At 60.7% G+C, this 17,025-nt stretch carries 14 protein-coding genes; 8 read left to right on the forward strand and 6 right to left on the reverse strand.

The annotated features are described in order from the left end of the window. Window positions 1–6: 6 nt before the first annotated feature. From eutC to ACMDB8_RS24565, 6 genes are all read left to right on the forward strand, one after another. Entirely contained in the window at window positions 7–831 is an 825-nt protein-coding gene (eutC, locus tag ACMDB8_RS24540; RefSeq protein WP_409078826.1) for an ethanolamine ammonia-lyase subunit EutC, read from the forward strand. A 114-nt stretch (window positions 832–945) separates the two neighbouring features. Continuing rightward, window positions 946–1,407, forward strand: coding sequence for a GNAT family N-acetyltransferase (locus ACMDB8_RS24545; protein WP_056728900.1), 462 nt, complete (start codon window positions 946–948; stop codon window positions 1,405–1,407). A 270-nt stretch (window positions 1,408–1,677) separates the two neighbouring features. Continuing rightward, the gene (locus ACMDB8_RS24550; RefSeq protein WP_008052342.1) at window positions 1,678–2,334 is read left to right on the forward strand and encodes a DedA family protein; all 657 of its coding nucleotides are present in this window, start codon (window positions 1,678–1,680) and stop codon (window positions 2,332–2,334) included. Window positions 2,335–2,338: 4 nt separating this feature from the next. Continuing rightward, window positions 2,339–3,151 carry a zinc-dependent peptidase gene (locus tag ACMDB8_RS24555; protein ID WP_056728901.1) on the forward strand — a complete coding sequence of 271 codons (813 nt, stop codon included), beginning with the start codon at window positions 2,339–2,341 and terminating at the stop codon, window positions 3,149–3,151. A 113-nt stretch (window positions 3,152–3,264) separates the two neighbouring features. Beyond that, window positions 3,265–3,792: an inorganic diphosphatase gene (gene ppa, locus ACMDB8_RS24560; RefSeq protein WP_003205933.1), complete on the forward strand. Its 528-nt coding sequence runs from the start codon at window positions 3,265–3,267 to the stop codon at window positions 3,790–3,792. Window positions 3,793–4,021: 229 nt separating this feature from the next. After that, a complete protein-coding gene (locus ACMDB8_RS24565; protein ID WP_056728903.1) occupies window positions 4,022–4,768 on the forward strand; it encodes a LexA family transcriptional regulator in 747 nt (248 codons plus the stop codon). A gap of 373 nt (window positions 4,769–5,141) precedes the next feature. Here the strand turns inward: ACMDB8_RS24565 and ACMDB8_RS24570 are convergent, their stop codons facing one another. The 6 genes from ACMDB8_RS24570 to ACMDB8_RS24595 are packed head-to-tail and all read right to left on the reverse strand — an operon-like array spanning window position 5,142 to window position 15,313. Further along, window positions 5,142–5,954, reverse strand: a complete 813-nt coding sequence (locus ACMDB8_RS24570; RefSeq protein ID WP_056728905.1) for a YfaP family protein — start codon at window positions 5,952–5,954, stop codon at window positions 5,142–5,144. 3 nt (window positions 5,955–5,957) lie between these two features. Beyond that, the gene (locus tag ACMDB8_RS24575) at window positions 5,958–7,526 is read right to left on the reverse strand and encodes a DUF2300 domain-containing protein (RefSeq protein WP_409078827.1); all 1,569 of its coding nucleotides are present in this window, start codon (window positions 7,524–7,526) and stop codon (window positions 5,958–5,960) included. 52 nt (window positions 7,527–7,578) lie between these two features. After that, a complete protein-coding gene (locus tag ACMDB8_RS24580) occupies window positions 7,579–12,138 on the reverse strand; it encodes an alpha-2-macroglobulin family protein (RefSeq protein WP_409078828.1) in 4,560 nt (1,519 codons plus the stop codon). Then, the gene (locus ACMDB8_RS24585) at window positions 12,135–12,800 is read right to left on the reverse strand and encodes a DUF1175 domain-containing protein (protein WP_056728909.1); all 666 of its coding nucleotides are present in this window, start codon (window positions 12,798–12,800) and stop codon (window positions 12,135–12,137) included. Before ACMDB8_RS24585 ends, ACMDB8_RS24580 begins: the two co-directional genes overlap by 4 nt. After that, the gene (locus ACMDB8_RS24590) at window positions 12,770–14,482 is read right to left on the reverse strand and encodes a DUF2138 domain-containing protein (protein ID WP_223542038.1); all 1,713 of its coding nucleotides are present in this window, start codon (window positions 14,480–14,482) and stop codon (window positions 12,770–12,772) included. Before ACMDB8_RS24590 ends, ACMDB8_RS24585 begins: the two co-directional genes overlap by 31 nt. A 39-nt stretch (window positions 14,483–14,521) precedes the next feature. After that, window positions 14,522–15,313 (reverse strand): YfaP family protein, encoded by a 792-nt coding sequence (locus tag ACMDB8_RS24595; protein WP_409078829.1) that lies wholly within the window; start codon window positions 15,311–15,313, stop codon window positions 14,522–14,524. 497 nt (window positions 15,314–15,810) lie between these two features. Here ACMDB8_RS24595 and ACMDB8_RS24600 point away from each other — a divergent pair, with 497 nt between their 5' ends. After that, window positions 15,811–16,053: an exodeoxyribonuclease VII small subunit gene (locus ACMDB8_RS24600; protein ID WP_056728915.1), complete on the forward strand. Its 243-nt coding sequence runs from the start codon at window positions 15,811–15,813 to the stop codon at window positions 16,051–16,053. Continuing rightward, window positions 16,050–16,937, forward strand: a complete 888-nt coding sequence (locus tag ACMDB8_RS24605) for a polyprenyl synthetase family protein (RefSeq protein WP_056728917.1) — start codon at window positions 16,050–16,052, stop codon at window positions 16,935–16,937. The genes ACMDB8_RS24600 and ACMDB8_RS24605 overlap by 4 nt, the downstream gene beginning before the upstream one ends. The last annotated feature ends 88 nt before the right edge of the window (window positions 16,938–17,025 follow it).

A 17,025-nucleotide genomic window follows, 5' to 3' on the forward strand; every position in this document is an offset into this window, starting at 1 on the left:
ATCGACATGGAAAAACTACCCTTCGATCCACACAACCCTTGGCTGGAGCTACGACGCCTGACACCAGCGCGAATCGCTCTGGGCCGCACCGGCACCAGCATTCCCACCCGTGCACAACTGGACTTCCAATACGCCCACGCCCAGGCGCGAGATGCGGTGCACTTGCCGTTTGACCATGCCTCCCTCAGCGCGCAATTGGCCGAACGTGATCGCCAGTGCCTTTTGCTGCACAGTGCGGCGACGGATCGCAACACCTACCTGCAACGCCCCGACCTGGGGCGAAAACTCAGTGATGCCTCGGCGCAGACCTTGCGTGAGTACGCAGCGGCTCATCCGGGTGGCGTGGATCTGGTGATCGTGGTCGCCGACGGCCTGTCGGCACTGGCCGTTCATCGTCATACCCTGCCGTTTCTGACACGTTTCGAGGAGCAAATGGCCGGCGACAGTTGGACTGTTGCGCCAGTCGTACTCGTGGAACAGGGCCGGGTGGCCGTCGCCGATGAAATCGGTGAGTTGCTTGGTGCAAAAATGACCGTAATCCTCATCGGCGAACGCCCTGGCCTCAGCTCTCCGGACAGCCTTGGATTATATTTCACCTACAATCCCAAGGTCGGTCTTACCGATGCCTACCGTAATTGCATCTCCAACGTTCGGCTCGAAGGCCTGAGCTACGGCATGGCCGCACACCGTTTGCTGTATTTGATGCGCGAAGCCTGCCGACGGCAGTTGTCAGGGGTGAATCTGAAGGACGAAGCACAGGTTCAGACACTGGAGTCGGACACGGGAGGCGACATGAAAGGAAATTTCCTGCTCGGCCCGCCGAATGCCTGAACCGCTTGCGCATTGCACATTCGTACCAGTTTCAGGCAGGATCGTTGCGCGCCCGCCAAGGGTTTCCCATCGCCGTCAGAGACGCAAGACAGCCACTTGAAGACGAGACCTACCATGCGGATTATTCAAGCGACCCTCGAACACCTGGACCTGCTGACCCCGTTGTTCGTCAAATATCGCGAGTTTTATGGTTCCCTGCCGTATCCGGACTCGTCCCGGGCGTTCCTCGAAAAACGCCTGCGTCGCAAGGAATCGGTGATCTATCTGGCGCTGTCCGATGACGACAGCAACAAACTGATGGGCTTCTGCCAGCTGTACCCGAGCTTCTCTTCGCTTTCGCTCAAGCGGGTATGGATCCTCAACGATATTTATGTCGCCGAGGACGCCCGCCGCCAGTTGGTGGCCGACAACCTGATCCGCACTGCGAAAAAAATGGCCAAGGAAACCAATGCCGTGCGCATGCGTGTTTCCACCAGCAGCAACAACGAAGTCGCGCAGAAAACCTACGAGTCCATCGGATTCAAGGAAGACACCGAATTCAAGAACTATGTGCTGCCGATCAGCGAAGAACTCTGAATCACCTGCACCCTGCTCGCGATGGCATCGACTGGATTACACTGGTCCAACGAGGCAACGGCATCGCGAGCAGGCTCGCTCCCACCCGATCGTTATCAAACATCAGCCCTGTGATGACATTCCCCGCTACAATCTCGACGCGATTTTCACCACTCGCCTCGTATAATCCCGATATTCCCGGCTTGTAAGAAAAACTACCCCTATCCGTAGTCTTACGCGAAGTCATCCGCACAGGCCTGCCGAGTCGGGCCGTCACCACAGGTGCTTTCCATGGATTTCAACCCGATCGACATTGTCCTGCATCTCGACGTCTACCTCGACATGCTTGTAACCAACTACGGGGCATGGATCTACGCCATTCTGTTCATGGTGATCTTCTGTGAAACCGGCCTTGTGGTCATGCCTTTCCTGCCGGGCGACTCTCTGCTGTTCATTGCTGGCGCCGTGGCGGCCGGCGGCGGCATGGACCCGGTCCTGCTCGGCGGCCTGCTGATGCTGGCGGCGATCCTGGGCGACAGCACCAACTACATCATCGGACGAACGGCGGGTGAAAAGCTGTTCAGCAATCCGGACTCGAAGATCTTCCGTCGTGACTACCTGCAACAAACCCACGATTTCTACGACAAGCATGGCGGCAAAACCGTGACCCTGGCGCGCTTCCTGCCGATCATCCGCACCTTTGCGCCATTCGTCGCCGGCGTGGGGAAAATGCCTTACCCGCGTTTCTTTGCCTTCAGCGTGCTGGGCACCATCCTGTGGGTCGGCGGCCTGGTGACGCTCGGTTACTTCTTTGGCAACGTGCCGTTCATCAAGAAGAACCTGTCGCTACTGGTAGTCGGCATCATCCTGATATCGCTGGTGCCGATGATCATTGGCATGGTGCGCAACCGCCTCGCCGGTTCGAACTCCAAAGCCGAATCGCGCTGACACGATGTGGTCCCTGAGCGCCTGGCGTCGCCGGCGCACCCTGGCAAAGCACCCGATTGCCGATGACATGTGGCAACGGGTGCGCCATCACCTGAGCTTTCTCGATGGCATCAGCGCCGCCGAAGACCAATGGCTGCGCGAAGCCTGCGTGCTGTTCCTCGAAGACAAGCACCTGAGCGCCCTGCCCGGTGTCGAACTGCATCAGGAACAACGCTTGCTGCTCGCCGCCCAGGCACAGCTGCCGCTGCTCCACCTCGGCGACCTGAACTGGTATCAGGGCTTCCACGAAATCATTCTCTACCCCGACGACTTCCTCAGCCCCCAGCGCCATCGCGATGCCAGCGGCGTCGAGCACGAATGGGACGGTGAGCACAGCGGTGAAGCCTGGCAGCAGGGCCCGATCATCCTCGCCTGGCCCGGTGTAATGGCCAGTGGTGGCTGGGAAGGCTACAACCTGGTGATCCACGAACTGGCGCACAAACTCGACATGCTCAACGGTGTCGCCAACGGCCTGCCTCCGTTGCATCCCGACATGCGTGTCAGTGACTGGGCCTGCGTCATGCAAGAGGCCTACGACGACCTCGACCGGCAACTGGAACGCAATCCCGATGCCGAAACCGCCATCGACCCGTATGCCGCCGAGAATCCTGCCGAGTTCTTCGCCGTCACCAGCGAATACTTCTTCAGCGCCCCGGATTTGCTGCACGAGGCTTATCCACAGGTGTACCAGCAGTTGAAGCTGTTCTATCGCCAGGACCCGTTGGCGAGGTTGAAGCAACTTCAGGCGCATGACCCTGTCTATCAGGCACACCAGTAAGCGCCATACGACTTCTGGTCCATGGCGTCGACACAGGAATATGCCTATAATCGCCGCCACTTTTTGGTCAATCCGGCCAAGTGTTTTTGGTCAACTAACGGGGGCAACGCCCAATGAGCTACAGCAAGATTCCGGCTGGCAAAGACCTGCCGAACGACATCTACGTCGCGATCGAGATTCCGGCCAACCACGCGCCGATCAAATACGAAATCGACAAAGACAGCGATTGCCTGTTCGTTGACCGTTTCATGGCCACCCCAATGTTCTACCCGGCCAACTACGGTTACATCCCGAACACCCTGGCTGACGACGGTGATCCCCTCGACGTGCTGGTCGTAACCCCTTACCCGGTTGCTCCAGGTTCGGTAATCCGCGCCCGTCCGGTCGGCATCCTGAACATGACCGACGACGGCGGCGGCGATGCCAAAGTCATCGCAGTCCCACACGACAAGCTGTCCCAGCTGTACGTGGACGTAAAGGAATACACCGACCTGCCACCACTGCTGATCCAGCAGATCGAGCACTTCTTCGCGAACTACAAAGATCTCGAAAAAGGCAAATGGGTGAAGATCGAAGGCTGGGCCGGTGCAGACGCCGCCCGCGAAGCGATCACCAAGTCGGTTGCCGCCTACAAAGGCTAAGCCCGGCTGCAGGCTTTTAGCTGCAAACGGCAAGAAAAACCCCGGGTAATCCGGGGTTTTTTGTGGGCGCTTGATAAGCACGCCAAACACCCCGTTTAAACAGACCTTCCAATAGTTTTTGCTTGTTTAAAACGCCCCAGGAACGTCTTACATCCGGTCGTAAATTACCCGCAAAATTTGAACGAGGCGTTTATTCAAACCCTTGTTAGCCGCCAGTAGACTCACGTTCATGAAAAAGAACACTAGCGGCCCACGCTTTAAAGCGCTCCTCGAAGCAGCGAACATCACGACCACCGGATTTGCCGAATTCCTGGATACGGCTCCACAAAATGTACATAACTGGTACACCCGCGGTGTGCCCGCCCATTGCATGGAAGAAGTCGCCCGAAAACTCTCCGTCAGCAGCGACTGGCTGAAAACCGGCGAAGGCCCGAAAGATGCCCAGCTCCTGCGCCTGCTCGACGAAACTGGCAACACCTTCGATGCCCAGACCATCCGCGGTGTCTACACGGTCATCGAGCCTGTCGACGTCGAACTGCCATTCCTCAAGGAAGCTGTCACCGCCTTGGGCTCCAACAAAACCCACGTCATAGAAGACCCCGAGAAATCCATCCGCCTGCCCCGCAGCCACCTCGATTCCCTGGAAATCAATCACTCAGACGCCATCTGCGCCCTGATGAGCGGCAACAGCATGGGGGAAAAAATTGAAGACGGTTCGACCCTGGCGATTGACCGTGGCCTGACCCAGATTGTCGATGGCGAGATCTACGCCATCGAACATGACGGCATGCTGCGCATCAAGTACCTGCATCGACTGCCGGGCAACTCCCTGCGACTGCGCAGCCACAACCGCGCCGAATACCCGGATGAAATCTTCAGGGCCGCACAAATCGAAGAGCAGAACATCAGGGTGCTGGGCTGGGTGTTCTGGTGGTCGACCCTGAACAAACGACGGCCAACGGTGCCCTTTCTTTAAGCACTCCAGAACGCCCATCGGCCGCCCACCCGAGTGGCCAAACGGCTCTGCCCGGCACTTCCCGCTGGGAATTTCCATCAAACCTGCGTATGCTGCGCCCCACATTTGCGTATCGAACCGCCCAGCGGCTCAGATGCACTGGCCTGACAGATGACTTTCTCACCAGGTCCCACAGCCGGACGCAAGATCCGGGTGTACGTTTTGAAGGCTGGCGCGGTTTACCAAAAATGATCCAAGCCAGTCCCCGAGAAGCCGGCCACAAGCCGGCTTTTTAATGCCTGAAAGAAAGTGAACCGCCCAGAACCTGCATTTGTCGCAGCACTGCTGCGACAAATAAAAAACAAATAGTGTCAGCACTGCTGTCACTTTCCCCTCACGGATAACTAAACGACTTCACCAACGTCAACTCCCCCACCGCACGCATCGGCACCAGGAAGGTTTCCATCTTCTCGCTCGGCGTGCCTTCCTCGGTAATCACCGTCACCTGGGCCGTGGTCAGCGCTTGCACCGCATCTTCCTGCCCCTCTTCATCACTGCTGTAGCCGCCGCCAAAGTAGTTCACATAGACCAGATATTGCCCCTTGATCGGTGCGGGCATGGCGAAGATTTCCGGGCCGTAGCCGGTGGTGACGTCGACGTCGAGCGCGGCGCCGTTGGGGGCGACGCGGTCGCCGTACCAGATGTGCGCGCCGTCGGGGGTGATCAGGTGCAGGTCGAGGTCGGTGTTGTCGCTGTCCCACGCCAGCAAGACGCGCAGTTTGGCCGGGGTCGCACCGCCGCTGCTGTTGAGAAATTGCGTGCGCTGACGTTGCTGGCCATCGGGGCTGCGCACCTCGACGCTGTTGCTGCCGTTGGGGAATGAGAACGGGCGATCGAAGCGGCCGGCCGGGTCGATTTTCAGCGGCATGCTCACTCCGTTGACGATCAACCGGCCGGGCTCTGTGGATTTGGGCGTGGCTTTGATCTGCCCGCTGATGCGCGCGGTGTTGGCCTGCCCTGCCGGGGTATTCACCGACGAGGCCGGGTAGTTCACGGTCTGCCGGAAGTGTTCCCCTTCGCCCTCAGGCGCGCCGGTGCGCCAGCCACCTGCGGGGGTGTCGAGTTTGACGCTGTCAGCCGCCATCACCGATGGCAACGCCACCAGCGAGCAGAGCAACAGCAAGACCTGTGGATAACGGAGTTTCATGGACTATTCCAGCAAGAGGTGGCGGGCGAGCCCTTCGATGTAGGTTTCATCCTGGCCATTGGGGTGTGCTTCGAAGGCCAGGTGCAGGTATTCGTGGGTCAGGTCGAGGCGGTCTTGCAGTGTCTGCACGCCACGCACGTAGATGCGCCGACGTTCGCGGTCGACATAGGGACGACCGAAGGCCAGGCGGCAGACGGCGAAGGTGCTGACTTCGCTGTAGCCGGTTTCGCTTTCAAGTTTCTGGCGCCAGCCGCGCCGTTGCTTTTGCAGCCATTCTTGTGCGGCGGGCAACGCTTCGCAGGACGCGATCGGGTTGTCCCAGCGACTGAGACTGGCGCGTGGGTAGGCGTGCAGCAGGATGGCATCGTAGCGCTGGCCGGCACGGGCCTGTTCGACGGCTTGCTGCCAGGACAGCTTGTCCGGGCCGGGTTGATCGGAATGGTAGGTGACGGTGCTGCCGGCCAGCACCAGGTCGCTGGTCCAGGCGGCGATGTCGCGCGACTCGGGCGACGCCGGACGCGGTGCGACCCGCTGACGGCTGCTGCTGTCGTCGATGCTCAGGCAATCACCGCTGCGCGTGGCGTTTTGCAGCAGGTAGGTGCGGATGGCCACGGCCAGGGCTTTGGCGGCCTCGACCGGTTCGGCGCTGGCTTCGCGCTGGAGAACACGGGCCACGTACTCTTCGCGATCCAGGCGTGCCACCAGCTTGTGGTTCAGCAGAAACAGTTCGCCGTCGCTGTGGATATCCAGCGTATTGCCGTTGGCGAATTCAACGCGGTAGTCACCCCGCAACGCCCCGGAATTCACCGCGGTGCCCCCTGACAGCACGCCCCGAAGTGGATAGCGGGAGAACAGGTCGACCTCTACGCACTGCCCTGCATCCGCAGGCCATGCAACTGGAATCACCGTAGAGAGTGCCTGCGCGTAATCTCGAAGAACCCGTTGACTGGTGCCGCGCCCACCGGCCCAGACCGCTGTGCCGTCCGCTGTCCAACCGGCAAACCCACCCTGACGCGATGTTGCATCCTGATCCGCCAACCAGCTCCAGGTCTTTACCCGCAGGCGGCTTCCGAGTTCGCCGACGGCTTGGCCATCGGCGGCATTGAGCACCACATCGAGCAACACACGTCGGGCTTGATCCTGCGCTGGCAGCACGGCCAACACCTTCAAAAGCTCCGCCACCGAAACCCGGGTAGCCGGTTGCAACGAAGGCAAATCCAGCAGCCATTGCGGCGCCTGCCGCGTCTGCCAATAGGCTCGCCAGTCGGCATCGCTGATGCCCAATCGCGCGGGTTCGAAATACAGACCGCATGACTTCACCAACGCCTGATCACGCTCGACCCTGCCGCCCGCCGTGCAGCAATACACCTCTTCTTTCGACTGTCCGCGGCATTCATAAGCAGGCTCGCGCGCGCCGGTGTCCACCAGCCAGGCGTAGACGAACAACTTCCACACACTGCCCAGCGGCGCCTGCAACGTCTGCGGCAACGGCTCGCGGGTGGTCATCTGCGTTCGGCTCAGGGACAACAAATCGCCCTTGAAGGCCAGGCGCAAAGGTTCGTCCTGCGCCATTGCCAGCACAGGAGTCAAACACAGCAACCAAGCGATCAGCCGCCTGTGCACGTCAGTGAACCGTGACCTGGCCAAGGGCAGCCTTTTGTTCCATCGCCTGATGCTGCGGCGCATACACCTGAGTGAAACGCACCGGCGGCAAGTTGAACTGCCCCTTCTGCGAGAAACGCACCAAATGCCGCAGGCGCAATTCGCCACTCAAGGCATCGACCGGAACGGCATAAGCCATTTGCCCCGGCTCGAAACGCGCCTTCTCCAGCGATGTCGGTTCGGTGCCGGCCTTGCCCATGAGCTTGATGCCCCAGGTGGTGCGCTCGACATCGGCACCCGGTGGCAGCGGCACTTCCAGCAGGCCATAGCGCAACGGTCTGGCGGCTTTGCTGGTGATGATCACTTCATCGAGATAGAGGCTGTCGCTGGACAGCGGCGCGCTGCCGACCGCTTCGAGTTTGAAGGTGAAAGCCTCATCCCCCGGCACCAGTCGCGACAGGCGACGGGTAATGGTCACGGCCATCGGATCGACCGCCGGCTGCTGACTGCGGTAGCTCAATGCAGCGCGCAGTGGACGCTCTTGCGCGCCGGTCAGCGTCAATACCGCCGGCACTGGCGCAGGCCCCTGCCACGTCCAGTACATCTCACCAGAAACCCCATACTGCTTCTTCCAGCCTTCACCCGGCGCCAATGCAATGGTGGGCGATGCCTGCTCGATGCCGCGTTGCAGCCAGGTGAGCGACAATGCACGTTCCAGGGTCGATTGCTGTGGCAGCAAACGTTGCAGCAAGGCCTGGGCGCGAGCCTGATCGAAGGGTTGCAGCGACAGGTTCAACGCTTCGGCAAACGGCTGGGAACTGACCGCCAGACGCTGCTGCGCGTCGGCCAGTTGCCGATTGAACGGGACCGGCAAAGCGACCTTCGCCTGCCTGGCCAGCGATGCCGTCAGCACTCGTGCACCCGCCAGCCCCAAGGCGGAATCCGGATCGCTCATGACGAGGCTGTCTTCGCCGTCTTCCATCAGGTTCGCGGCAGTGCCCTCGCCCGCTTTCGCCAGGTCGTCCATCAAGCCACTGAGCAAGGTATTGACCGGCAACTGCATCTGTTTGGCGAACGACAGGATCAGCGCCCGCTGCAACAGCGGCGTGTTCTTCGCCTGCTTGGCGTAGACCTCCAGCACCCGCTGCCAATGCTCCGGCGGCAGGCTCAGTTCCAGCACCTGGCTGGCGTGCCAGTCGGCGTAATAGGCGTAGGCGGTGAGGAAGGCATCGGGCTCGCCGTCCATGCCCCACCAGGTGAAGCTCGCCGAAGGGCCGGCCATTTGCACCAGGCGCAAACGACTGTTTTGCATGATCAGGCGCAGACGATCACGGATCTGCGGATTCGCCGCCAGCGTCGGGTAAGCGATGCTCAACGGAAGCAGGCGGCTGGCGGTCTGCTCGACGCCACCGTAGGGGTAGCTCAACAGATCGTCGAGGGCAGAACGGAACAACGCTTGCGCACTGTCGTCCAGACGCAGGCGGATATCACTGGCGTCTGTCGGCAACGTCAGCGGCGTATCGCCCTCAGCCACATCGAGGCTCTGGGTTTGAGTCACCTGCCAGCCTTCACCGGTCGCGCTCAGGCGCACCGCCAGGGCGTCAGCGGTTTTGCCATCCTGCACCAGCTCGGCGCTCCACTCGCCATTGGCCAGTTCAAATTCTGGCAACGGGATGTAGTTGATGCCGCTGTTCAGGGTCACAGGCACGCGTTGTTCGTTGCCGGCGTAACGGGTCACCAGTTCGGCCTTGACCGGTTTCTCGGCCTGACTGAAGGCGAACACACCAAGGTCCGGTTTGTCGCCAGCGCGGAATCGGGTCGGGCCGCTCCACTTCAGGTACAGCGGTTTTTCCGAGCGCACGAATTGCTTCTTCTGCCCGACCTGCCCGCCATCGGCGATGGCCCTGGCGGTGATGCGCCAGCGGGTCAGGGAGTCGGGCATCTTAAAGGTGAAGCGGGTTTTGCCGTTGGCATCGGTCAGCAATTCAGGTTGCCACGCCGCCGTGTCGACGTCCTCGCGACGTGGTCGCTCCAGCACCTTCACGCCACGCTCACTGCGATTGGCTTTGCCCGGTGCACCGGGGCTGCCCGGCAAAGCGACGTCATAACTGATGAACGACAAACTGGCACTGGTGCGCACGTTGTTGCGCCGTGGGTGATAGAAGAACTGGTCGATGCTCGGCGCCACTTCCGGTTGCAGGGCGTAGACCATTTCATCGACCACGCTGACCGTCAGGTGCGCGGGAATCGCTTTGCCGGCGAACTGGGTGGTCAGGTCCACCGACACGGTTTCACCCGGCTGATAGGTTTCTTTGTCCGTGGCGATGGCCACGTCGATCTGTGGCGTGACCACCTTGATGCCGGCGTTCTGGAAACTGTATTGGCCACCCTTGGTGTACAGCACCGAGAAGGTCAGGTTCGGCGCGAAACCGTCCTTCACCGGAATGCGCGCGCGATATTGGGTATCGCTGAGTTTTTCCATCTTCAGCCAGTCGCCGCCCTTGGACAGCAGCGCAGTGGCTTCGACCTTGTCCCGCTCCAGCGACAGCAAGGCATCGCTGACCGGTTCCGGGAAAGTGATCAGCGCCAGCGCTTCATCGCCTGCGATGTACTCGGGCTTGTCGAGGACGATTTCCACGGTGCCGGGTACGGCTTTGACACCTTCGCCGGTAACCGAATGGCCGGTGGCGCCGACCACCCGGCCATGATCATCCTTGAGCGTCAGGTTGTAGGTGCCCGGCCGGTCAAAGGCCAGGGTGAAACCTTTGTCGGTTGCCGCGAGTTTGCCTTCGCCGGTGCTCTGGTCCTCTAGGCGTACCCAACTGAAACTGCCTGGCGTAACGGCGTCGACCTGCTCGCCTTCGCGGGTGTAGCTGAAGGCAACCTTGTCACCCACCGCGCTGAAACGCCGAGGCGCGCTCAAGCGGAAATTCGCCGCGCCACGGTCAATCAGGATTTCCTTGGTGGTCTTGACCCGATACGCCGCACCGTCGCTGGCAAACACGGTCAGCATGTAGCGACTCGGTTTGTCGGCTGCCGGCAGGTCGAGGGACGCATTGCCCTTGGCGTCGGTGGTCAATTCGGTGCTGGTCAGTTCCACCGGAAACTGCCCAAGGTATTGCAGTTCGTTGTCGACCATCGACAGCTGTTGGGCACGCAGGCTCAGGCTCAACTTCGCATTGGCCACCGGTTTTCCGTCCGGGTACAGCAGCACCAGGTTGCCCTTGACCGGCTCGCCAGTACGGTAATCCTGCTTGGCCAGGTTGAGTGAAATCTCGAAGTGCGGCTTGATGTACTCAGCGACGCGAAAGGCGCTGCTGTAGGCCTGATCCTTGTAGTTGAAACGCAGTTCATATCCACCGGCCACGGCGTTGTCCGGCAACTGGAATCGGGCTTGGGTGCCAGCCTTGGAATCGAGCTTCAGATCGAGGGATTGCAGTGCCGTACCGGTCGCATCCAGCACGGTTACATTGACGTCGGCCGCGCTTGGCTGCACCGAATCCCGCGCGTTCTTGAATTCACGCCCGACGATTTTCAGCGACACCCAATCCCCCGGCCGATACAGCGGCCGGTCGGTGAAGGCATAGAGTTTGGTGTCGTAGATTTCGCTGTCGTAGTAGAAGTTCTCGGAGACGAACACCCCGCCCTCTTCGTCCTCGCCGATCACGAACGAACGCTCGGGGCTGACGTGCTTCAAGCGCAGCAAGCCATCGATATCCGTAGCGCCGCTGCTCATTACGCCGAGGCCATCGGTCCACAGCACATTGACCTTTGGCACCGAGCTGCCTTCGTGTTTGCGCGCGGCCCACACCAGCAATTCGTCGCCGGCGATCTTGCTCACCGCCACGGTGTTGGAGACGAACACCATGGTGGTCGCACGGTACTTGCCGATCAGCGCTTCCACCAGATAAAGACCTGGTTTGAGATTGCCCAACGGGATGTACACGTTGCCCGGCGCGACGCTGACGAACTCGCTGGAGGAACCGGCCAGGTTCACCCCCGCAGGTGGCTGGATCGGCTTGGCCTGCCACAACGGATAACGGAACTGGCTGACCACCGGCAAACCCGGTATCAGCGCGAATTGCGGCTGCGCATCGTAGGGCGTTGGCGCGGCCATCGCATTGCCCATCTTCAGTTCCGGCACTTCCTCGGTGACTTGTTTACGCGACTCGTAGGAAAACGCCCGCTGCATCACCCGACGGGATTTGCGATACCAGTTATCCCACAGGTAAGCGAGGGTGTTGGACAGGCCTTCACCCTTGAACTGGCCATCGCTGACCACTCGATGCAGGTTCTTCTGACGCTTGAGGAAATCCAGCGGTCTGTCGATGCGATACACCCGAATGTCGGCGCCGCCGTAGGGCTCCATGCGAAACCGGCGATAGTCGCGGCCCGGCGCTTCGAGACGCACCATCGCCGGTTCATCGCTGGCAAAACTGCTGTCGGCCAGCAGGAAAAAACTCTCGCCGGCCACCGGCGCATAGCCGCTGGCCGGGACCGAATCGTCGGCGTAACCCGCCGAGAACGGCAGCACCAATACCAACATCAGAGACAGAAAACGCAGCATGCGGGCACCGGTCATTGGGAAAGAAAATTCAGTCGATAGACGCCGATGAAGTTGGGGTTGGCTGCGTCGGGTATCCATCGGGTGTCCTTCCATGTCATGAGTTGCTGCAGGCTTGCCGAACGCATGCCGTTGTCGGTGGGTGTGCTGGTGCCAGTGTGATAGGCGATGTAGCGGCCCATCCAGATCATCAGGTGCTGGTCGTCGCCCTGATCGAAAAACATCAGGTCGCCAGGGCGTGCCTGAGACACATCGCGGCTGACCAGATGGCTGTTGAACTGGATCAACTTGATCGCATTGACGTATGGCCCGACCTTGCCGCCGCCCTGCTGCCATTGCTGGGCAAGGCTGCGCTGGGCGTCGCTCAGTTGCAGTTCCGGCGGCAGGTAACGATTGGACAGGCCATTGCTGCGCAGCCATTTGTCGTCATGGACTTTCAGCGCTTCATTGGCAGCGAAGCGCACCAGTCCGGCGCAGTCTTGCTGATACCAACGGGGGCTCGGGCCCTGGCTCAGTTGCTCCTGGGCGATACGCACGAACCAGGCGCGAAACACCTGGGATTGCTGCGGGTCGAGCGATGGTGCCTCGACAGCGTGGGCACCCGCGCTCAACAACAACGCCAGCAGGCCGAGACTTCGGATCAATGCCGTCACAGGGCTTTCCACTCCAGCGGCAGCCATTGCCAATGGCCGTCGGGCTCACTGCCTTCGGGCAAGGTCAGGGCGTACTTGCCGTAGCCGCCGAGCTTGCGCAGCTTCGGGATAAGGTAGGTTTGCGCGGCGTTGTAGAACACCGGTTCCATGTCCTGGGGCAGGCTGTCGAGGGTTTCCTGCTGCATCAGTTGCGCCATGGAATCCGGGCCGAAATAGACCGGCATCAGCAGGTCCTTGGGCACCACGTCGGCCATCGGCGGGAAGCGTTTGTCGAGGGTGCCTAGAGCCTTGTCGACGAGTTTGTCATCGAGGGAAAACAGCAAGGTTGAACCGTGGCGGGCCAGGCTCACACGCATGAACGCCTTGCCGCTGATCGCCTCCGGATTTTCGGCGTCCTTGGCTTTGTACGGGCCGAAACTGGAACTGACTTGCCGCTGCCACTGATGGCTCTGCCCCTCCTGTTTCTCCACCACCGGGAATGCGTGCCCGGCGACATTGCTTTCATAGGCGCCGACCATCGAGCCGAACAGCTTGCCCAGATCGCCATCGAGCGTGCCGCTATCCTCGTCGCTCAGACTGGCCACCAGCAACGGCGTGTACAGACGCGAATCAGCGTACCAGCAGAGCCCCGCCGCGCCGGCCATGTGTTCGGTCAACGCTTGTGCCACGCTATCTTCGGCACCGAGTTTCACCAGCAGCGGTTTCTGTTGTTCGGCAGCCAGCGGCAACGCCACGCAAGCGCTGGCGCCCATGGGCATGGCTTGCCAGATCGGTTTGAAATCGAAGTCCGGCTGATTCTCCAGTTCATCCATGGCCAGGAAGCTGTGCCAGCCCTTGTCATCCATGTCGAAACGCAGGCCAGCGAAGTTCGGAATAAAGCGCTGGTAACCCATGGCCAGCACGCTGGCATTCACCGACAGGCGTTGTTTCACCTCCGGCGTACGAGGCGGCAGGCCGAAGGCTTCGGGGAACAGTTTGTCGCCATTGAGCAACGCGGCAATGGCCGTGGTCGACACGCTGCCCGATTCTTCCGTTGCGCCACTTTGCGGATCGTAGAGTTTCGCCGGATTGGACAACACCACCAGTTTGTCGCCATGGGACGCGAACAGCAGCGCCTTGCTCGCGTTGTAACTGAGTTGATAGAGCCCCACGTCGTCGGTGCCGACCTTCAGGTCCGCAACCTTGCTCAGTTGCGAGTCGTCCAGTGCCACTTTGACCAGCGGCTCCAGCACCTTGGCCAGCCCGCCGCGATCCATCACCAGCAGGAAATCCTTGAGCCGCCCATCCGCCCCGCGCCACAACGCTACGTCCGCCGGTTGATCGAACAGTTGCTCGATCAAGGTGTCCTGCAGTTTCAAGTCATGTTCGTAGATGATCCGCCGCAAGCTGCCGATCAACCCCAGGCGATCGGCGTGGGTTTCGTAATAGAAGACGAAATCTTCGGTCAGGGTTTCCTTGAGGAACGGCACTGCCAACAAGTCCTTGGGTAACTGGCTCAAGGAGTGGGTTTCCAGCAAGCCATCCGGGCGGCTCATGCCCAGTTTGTCACTGGCCAACACAGGCGCCGGGGCCTTGGGCTTGTGCATGAACCACCCCAGCCCACCGGCCACGCCAATGACCAGGCATATCCCGATCAGCAGCGTCGGCCAATGCAGAGAAGGTTTGGCCGCTGGTGCGCCTGCGGCCGGAGTAACAGTGCTATCACTCATGTTCACAAAACCCGATGTTCATCCGTGGAGCGGGGATGCCTAGTAGTTGAAAGTCTTGACCAGCAGCAGGTCGCCGATTGCGCGCAGGGGCACGATGAACGTCTCGCGTTTTTCATCGACGGTGTTTTCGTTGAGCACCAGGTTGATCTGCGAGGTAATCACCTCGTTCTGGTTGCCGGACTCATCGAAGTTATAGCCGCCGCTGCCGAAGTTGCCCCAATAGTTCACGTAAACCAGATAGGTGCCACGCAGCGGCGCGGTCATGGTGAACATTTCCGGACCCGGGCCATCGACGCCGTCGGGGTCGAGGCCGCCGCCATTGGTCAAGGCCGAATGTGCCCAGAAGGCATGCTGGCCATCGGGCGTGACAATATGCAGGTCGAGTTCGGCTTTCGGATCATCCCAACCCAGCACCACGCGAATCCGCGCCGGGGTGCGCAGGTTGTTGGCTTCATAGAATTGAACACGCTTGAGGGACTGGCCTTCGGCGCTGCGCACTTCGACGCTGTTGGAACCGGCGCCAAATGCATAGGGCCGGGCGAAACGCCCTTGCTCGTCGGTATAGAGATTCAGCGGATTGCCGTTGACCGCCAAGGTGTGCGGCCCGCGCTGGGTGCCCAGGGCCTTCAGTTGGCCTTCGATCATCGTGCGATTGCGCTGCACACCCCGGTCGATGGGTGGAGTGGGATAGGCGACTTGCGGGTTTTCGCTACGGTCCAACAGACCGTTGTAACGCCATCCACCCACCGGTTCCGATAACTCGGCATTCGGCGCAGCCAGAATCACGGGGGCGAAAACCAGCCCGATCAGCAGCAATAGAAATGAGCGCATGCGACGCCTCCTGCCATGCATGACGAAACCTTGCGCCTGATCCTGGGCACGTTACAGATGCGAATACTGCGTTTCGTCTGAAAGACCCGTGACTACCAGGTCGTATAGGGCTCGAAGGTTATCCATTCGGGTGTTTTTTAACAATCGGACGGCTGCGAAATTGCGGTGGGAATCACGGTAATGGGTGGACGGTGAGCCGAATAGCGATGTTATTCGGCTCATAAAGTGAGCCGAATAATCCTCAGTACACTTGAGGTCCACTTACTTTGTGGCGAGGGAGCTTGCTCCCGCTGGCTTGCGAGGCAGGCCCAATCAATTGACCTCAGTATTCCTGAAAAATCTGGCAGATGAATTTAGGGCCGCTTTGCGCCCCAACGGGAGCAAGCTCCCTCGCCACAGGGCTCCGCTTTTCGCGTGTCAAACACCCCGCTCATTTGCCCATGAACCCCCTATCTGCTAGTGTCGCGCCGGTTTAACGTCAACCGGAAATCGCCGCCATGGCCCGCAAAAAAGCTGCACTGGATTTCGAACAGTCCCTCGCCGACCTGCAAACGCTGGTGGAGCGTCTGGAGAATGGCGAATTGTCGCTGGAGGACTCGCTGGCCGCTTTCGAGCAAGGCATCGGTCTGACCCGCGATTGCCAGGCGGCGCTGGCCCAGGCCGAGCAAAAGGTTCAGGTGCTGCTCGAGCGTGATGGCGAGCTGGCCGAGGAACCCTTCGAAGCGGATCAGCCAGAATGATTGCAGCGTACTCGGCAACCAGCCAGGCCCGCGTCAATGCGGCTCTGGAAACCCTGTTCACTGCCCCGAGCCCCGAGCTGGCGCGGCTGTACGAGGCCATGCGCTACAGCGTGATGAATGGCGGCAAACGCGTGCGTCCACTGTTGAGCTACGCCGCCTGCGAAGCGTTGGGCGGCAAACCCGAGCAAGCCAACGGCGCAGCCTGTGCCGTGGAGCTGATCCATGCTTATTCGCTGGTGCATGACGATTTGCCGGCGATGGACGATGACGATCTGCGTCGCGGCCAGCCCACCACCCACAAGAAATTCGATGAAGCCTGCGCGATCCTCGCCGGCGACGGCTTGCAGAGCCTGGCCTTCAGCGCCCTGCTCGACCCGCGCCTGAGCGCGTTGGATGCCGAAATCCACCTGCAAATGGTCAGCGCCCTGGCACTGGCCGCAGGCCCGGCGGGCATGGTCGGCGGTCAGGCCATCGACCTCGGCTCGGTCGGACTGAAGCTTGACCAGAAAGCCCTGGAGTACATGCACCGGCACAAGACCGGCGCGCTGATCGAGGTCAGCGTCAAGCTCGGTGCCCTGGCCAGCGGCCGTGCCGAAAAAGACGAACTCAAGTCCCTGCAGACTTATGCACAGGCCATCGGCCTGGCATTCCAGGTCCAGGACGACATTCTCGACGTCGAAAGCGATACCGAAACCCTCGGCAAACGCCAGGGTGCCGACATTGCCCGGGATAAGCCGACCTACCCGGCCCTGCTCGGCCTCGACGCCGCCAAGGCCTATGCGCTGGAGCTGCGCGATCAGGCCCTGCACGCGCTGCGACCGTTTGACGCGGCGGCCGAACCCTTGCGTGATCTGGCCCGGTATATCGTCGATCGCCGCAGCTGAAGGCGATTGCGCCAAAAAAGCCCAACGCGTGGGCAGGGGGCGATGCATCAGGTAAACTGCCGCATCTTTTATACCTATAACGATTCGC

It is taken from the genome of Pseudomonas monachiensis, assembly GCF_047345015.1.
Classification (GTDB): domain Bacteria; phylum Pseudomonadota; class Gammaproteobacteria; order Pseudomonadales; family Pseudomonadaceae; genus Aquipseudomonas; species Aquipseudomonas monachiensis.

Bases quoted from the DNA above. Each gene is read 5' to 3' on its own strand.
- ACMDB8_RS24575 (WP_409078827.1), bottom strand. From the start codon at position 7,526: ATGGCGCAGGACGAACCTTTGCGCCTGGCCTTCAAGGGCGATTTGTTG.
- ACMDB8_RS24545 (WP_056728900.1), top strand. From the start codon at position 946: ATGCGGATTATTCAAGCGACCCTCGAACACCTGGACCTGCTGACCCCG.
- ACMDB8_RS24570 (WP_056728905.1), bottom strand. From the start codon at position 5,954: ATGAAACTCCGTTATCCACAGGTCTTGCTGTTGCTCTGCTCGCTGGTG.
- ACMDB8_RS24590 (WP_223542038.1), bottom strand. From the start codon at position 14,482: ATGAGTGATAGCACTGTTACTCCGGCCGCAGGCGCACCAGCGGCCAAA.
- ACMDB8_RS24555 (WP_056728901.1), top strand. From the start codon at position 2,339: ATGTGGTCCCTGAGCGCCTGGCGTCGCCGGCGCACCCTGGCAAAGCAC.
- ppa (WP_003205933.1), top strand. From the start codon at position 3,265: ATGAGCTACAGCAAGATTCCGGCTGGCAAAGACCTGCCGAACGACATC.
- ACMDB8_RS24585 (WP_056728909.1), bottom strand. From the start codon at position 12,800: ATGGCTGCCGCTGGAGTGGAAAGCCCTGTGACGGCATTGATCCGAAGT.
- ACMDB8_RS24550 (WP_008052342.1), top strand. From the start codon at position 1,678: ATGGATTTCAACCCGATCGACATTGTCCTGCATCTCGACGTCTACCTC.
- ACMDB8_RS24565 (WP_056728903.1), top strand. From the start codon at position 4,022: ATGAAAAAGAACACTAGCGGCCCACGCTTTAAAGCGCTCCTCGAAGCA.
- ACMDB8_RS24605 (WP_056728917.1), top strand. From the start codon at position 16,050: ATGATTGCAGCGTACTCGGCAACCAGCCAGGCCCGCGTCAATGCGGCT.
- ACMDB8_RS24595 (WP_409078829.1), bottom strand. From the start codon at position 15,313: ATGCGCTCATTTCTATTGCTGCTGATCGGGCTGGTTTTCGCCCCCGTG.
- ACMDB8_RS24600 (WP_056728915.1), top strand. From the start codon at position 15,811: ATGGCCCGCAAAAAAGCTGCACTGGATTTCGAACAGTCCCTCGCCGAC.
- ACMDB8_RS24580 (WP_409078828.1), bottom strand. From the start codon at position 12,138: ATGACCGGTGCCCGCATGCTGCGTTTTCTGTCTCTGATGTTGGTATTG.
- eutC (WP_409078826.1), top strand. From the start codon at position 7: ATGGAAAAACTACCCTTCGATCCACACAACCCTTGGCTGGAGCTACGA.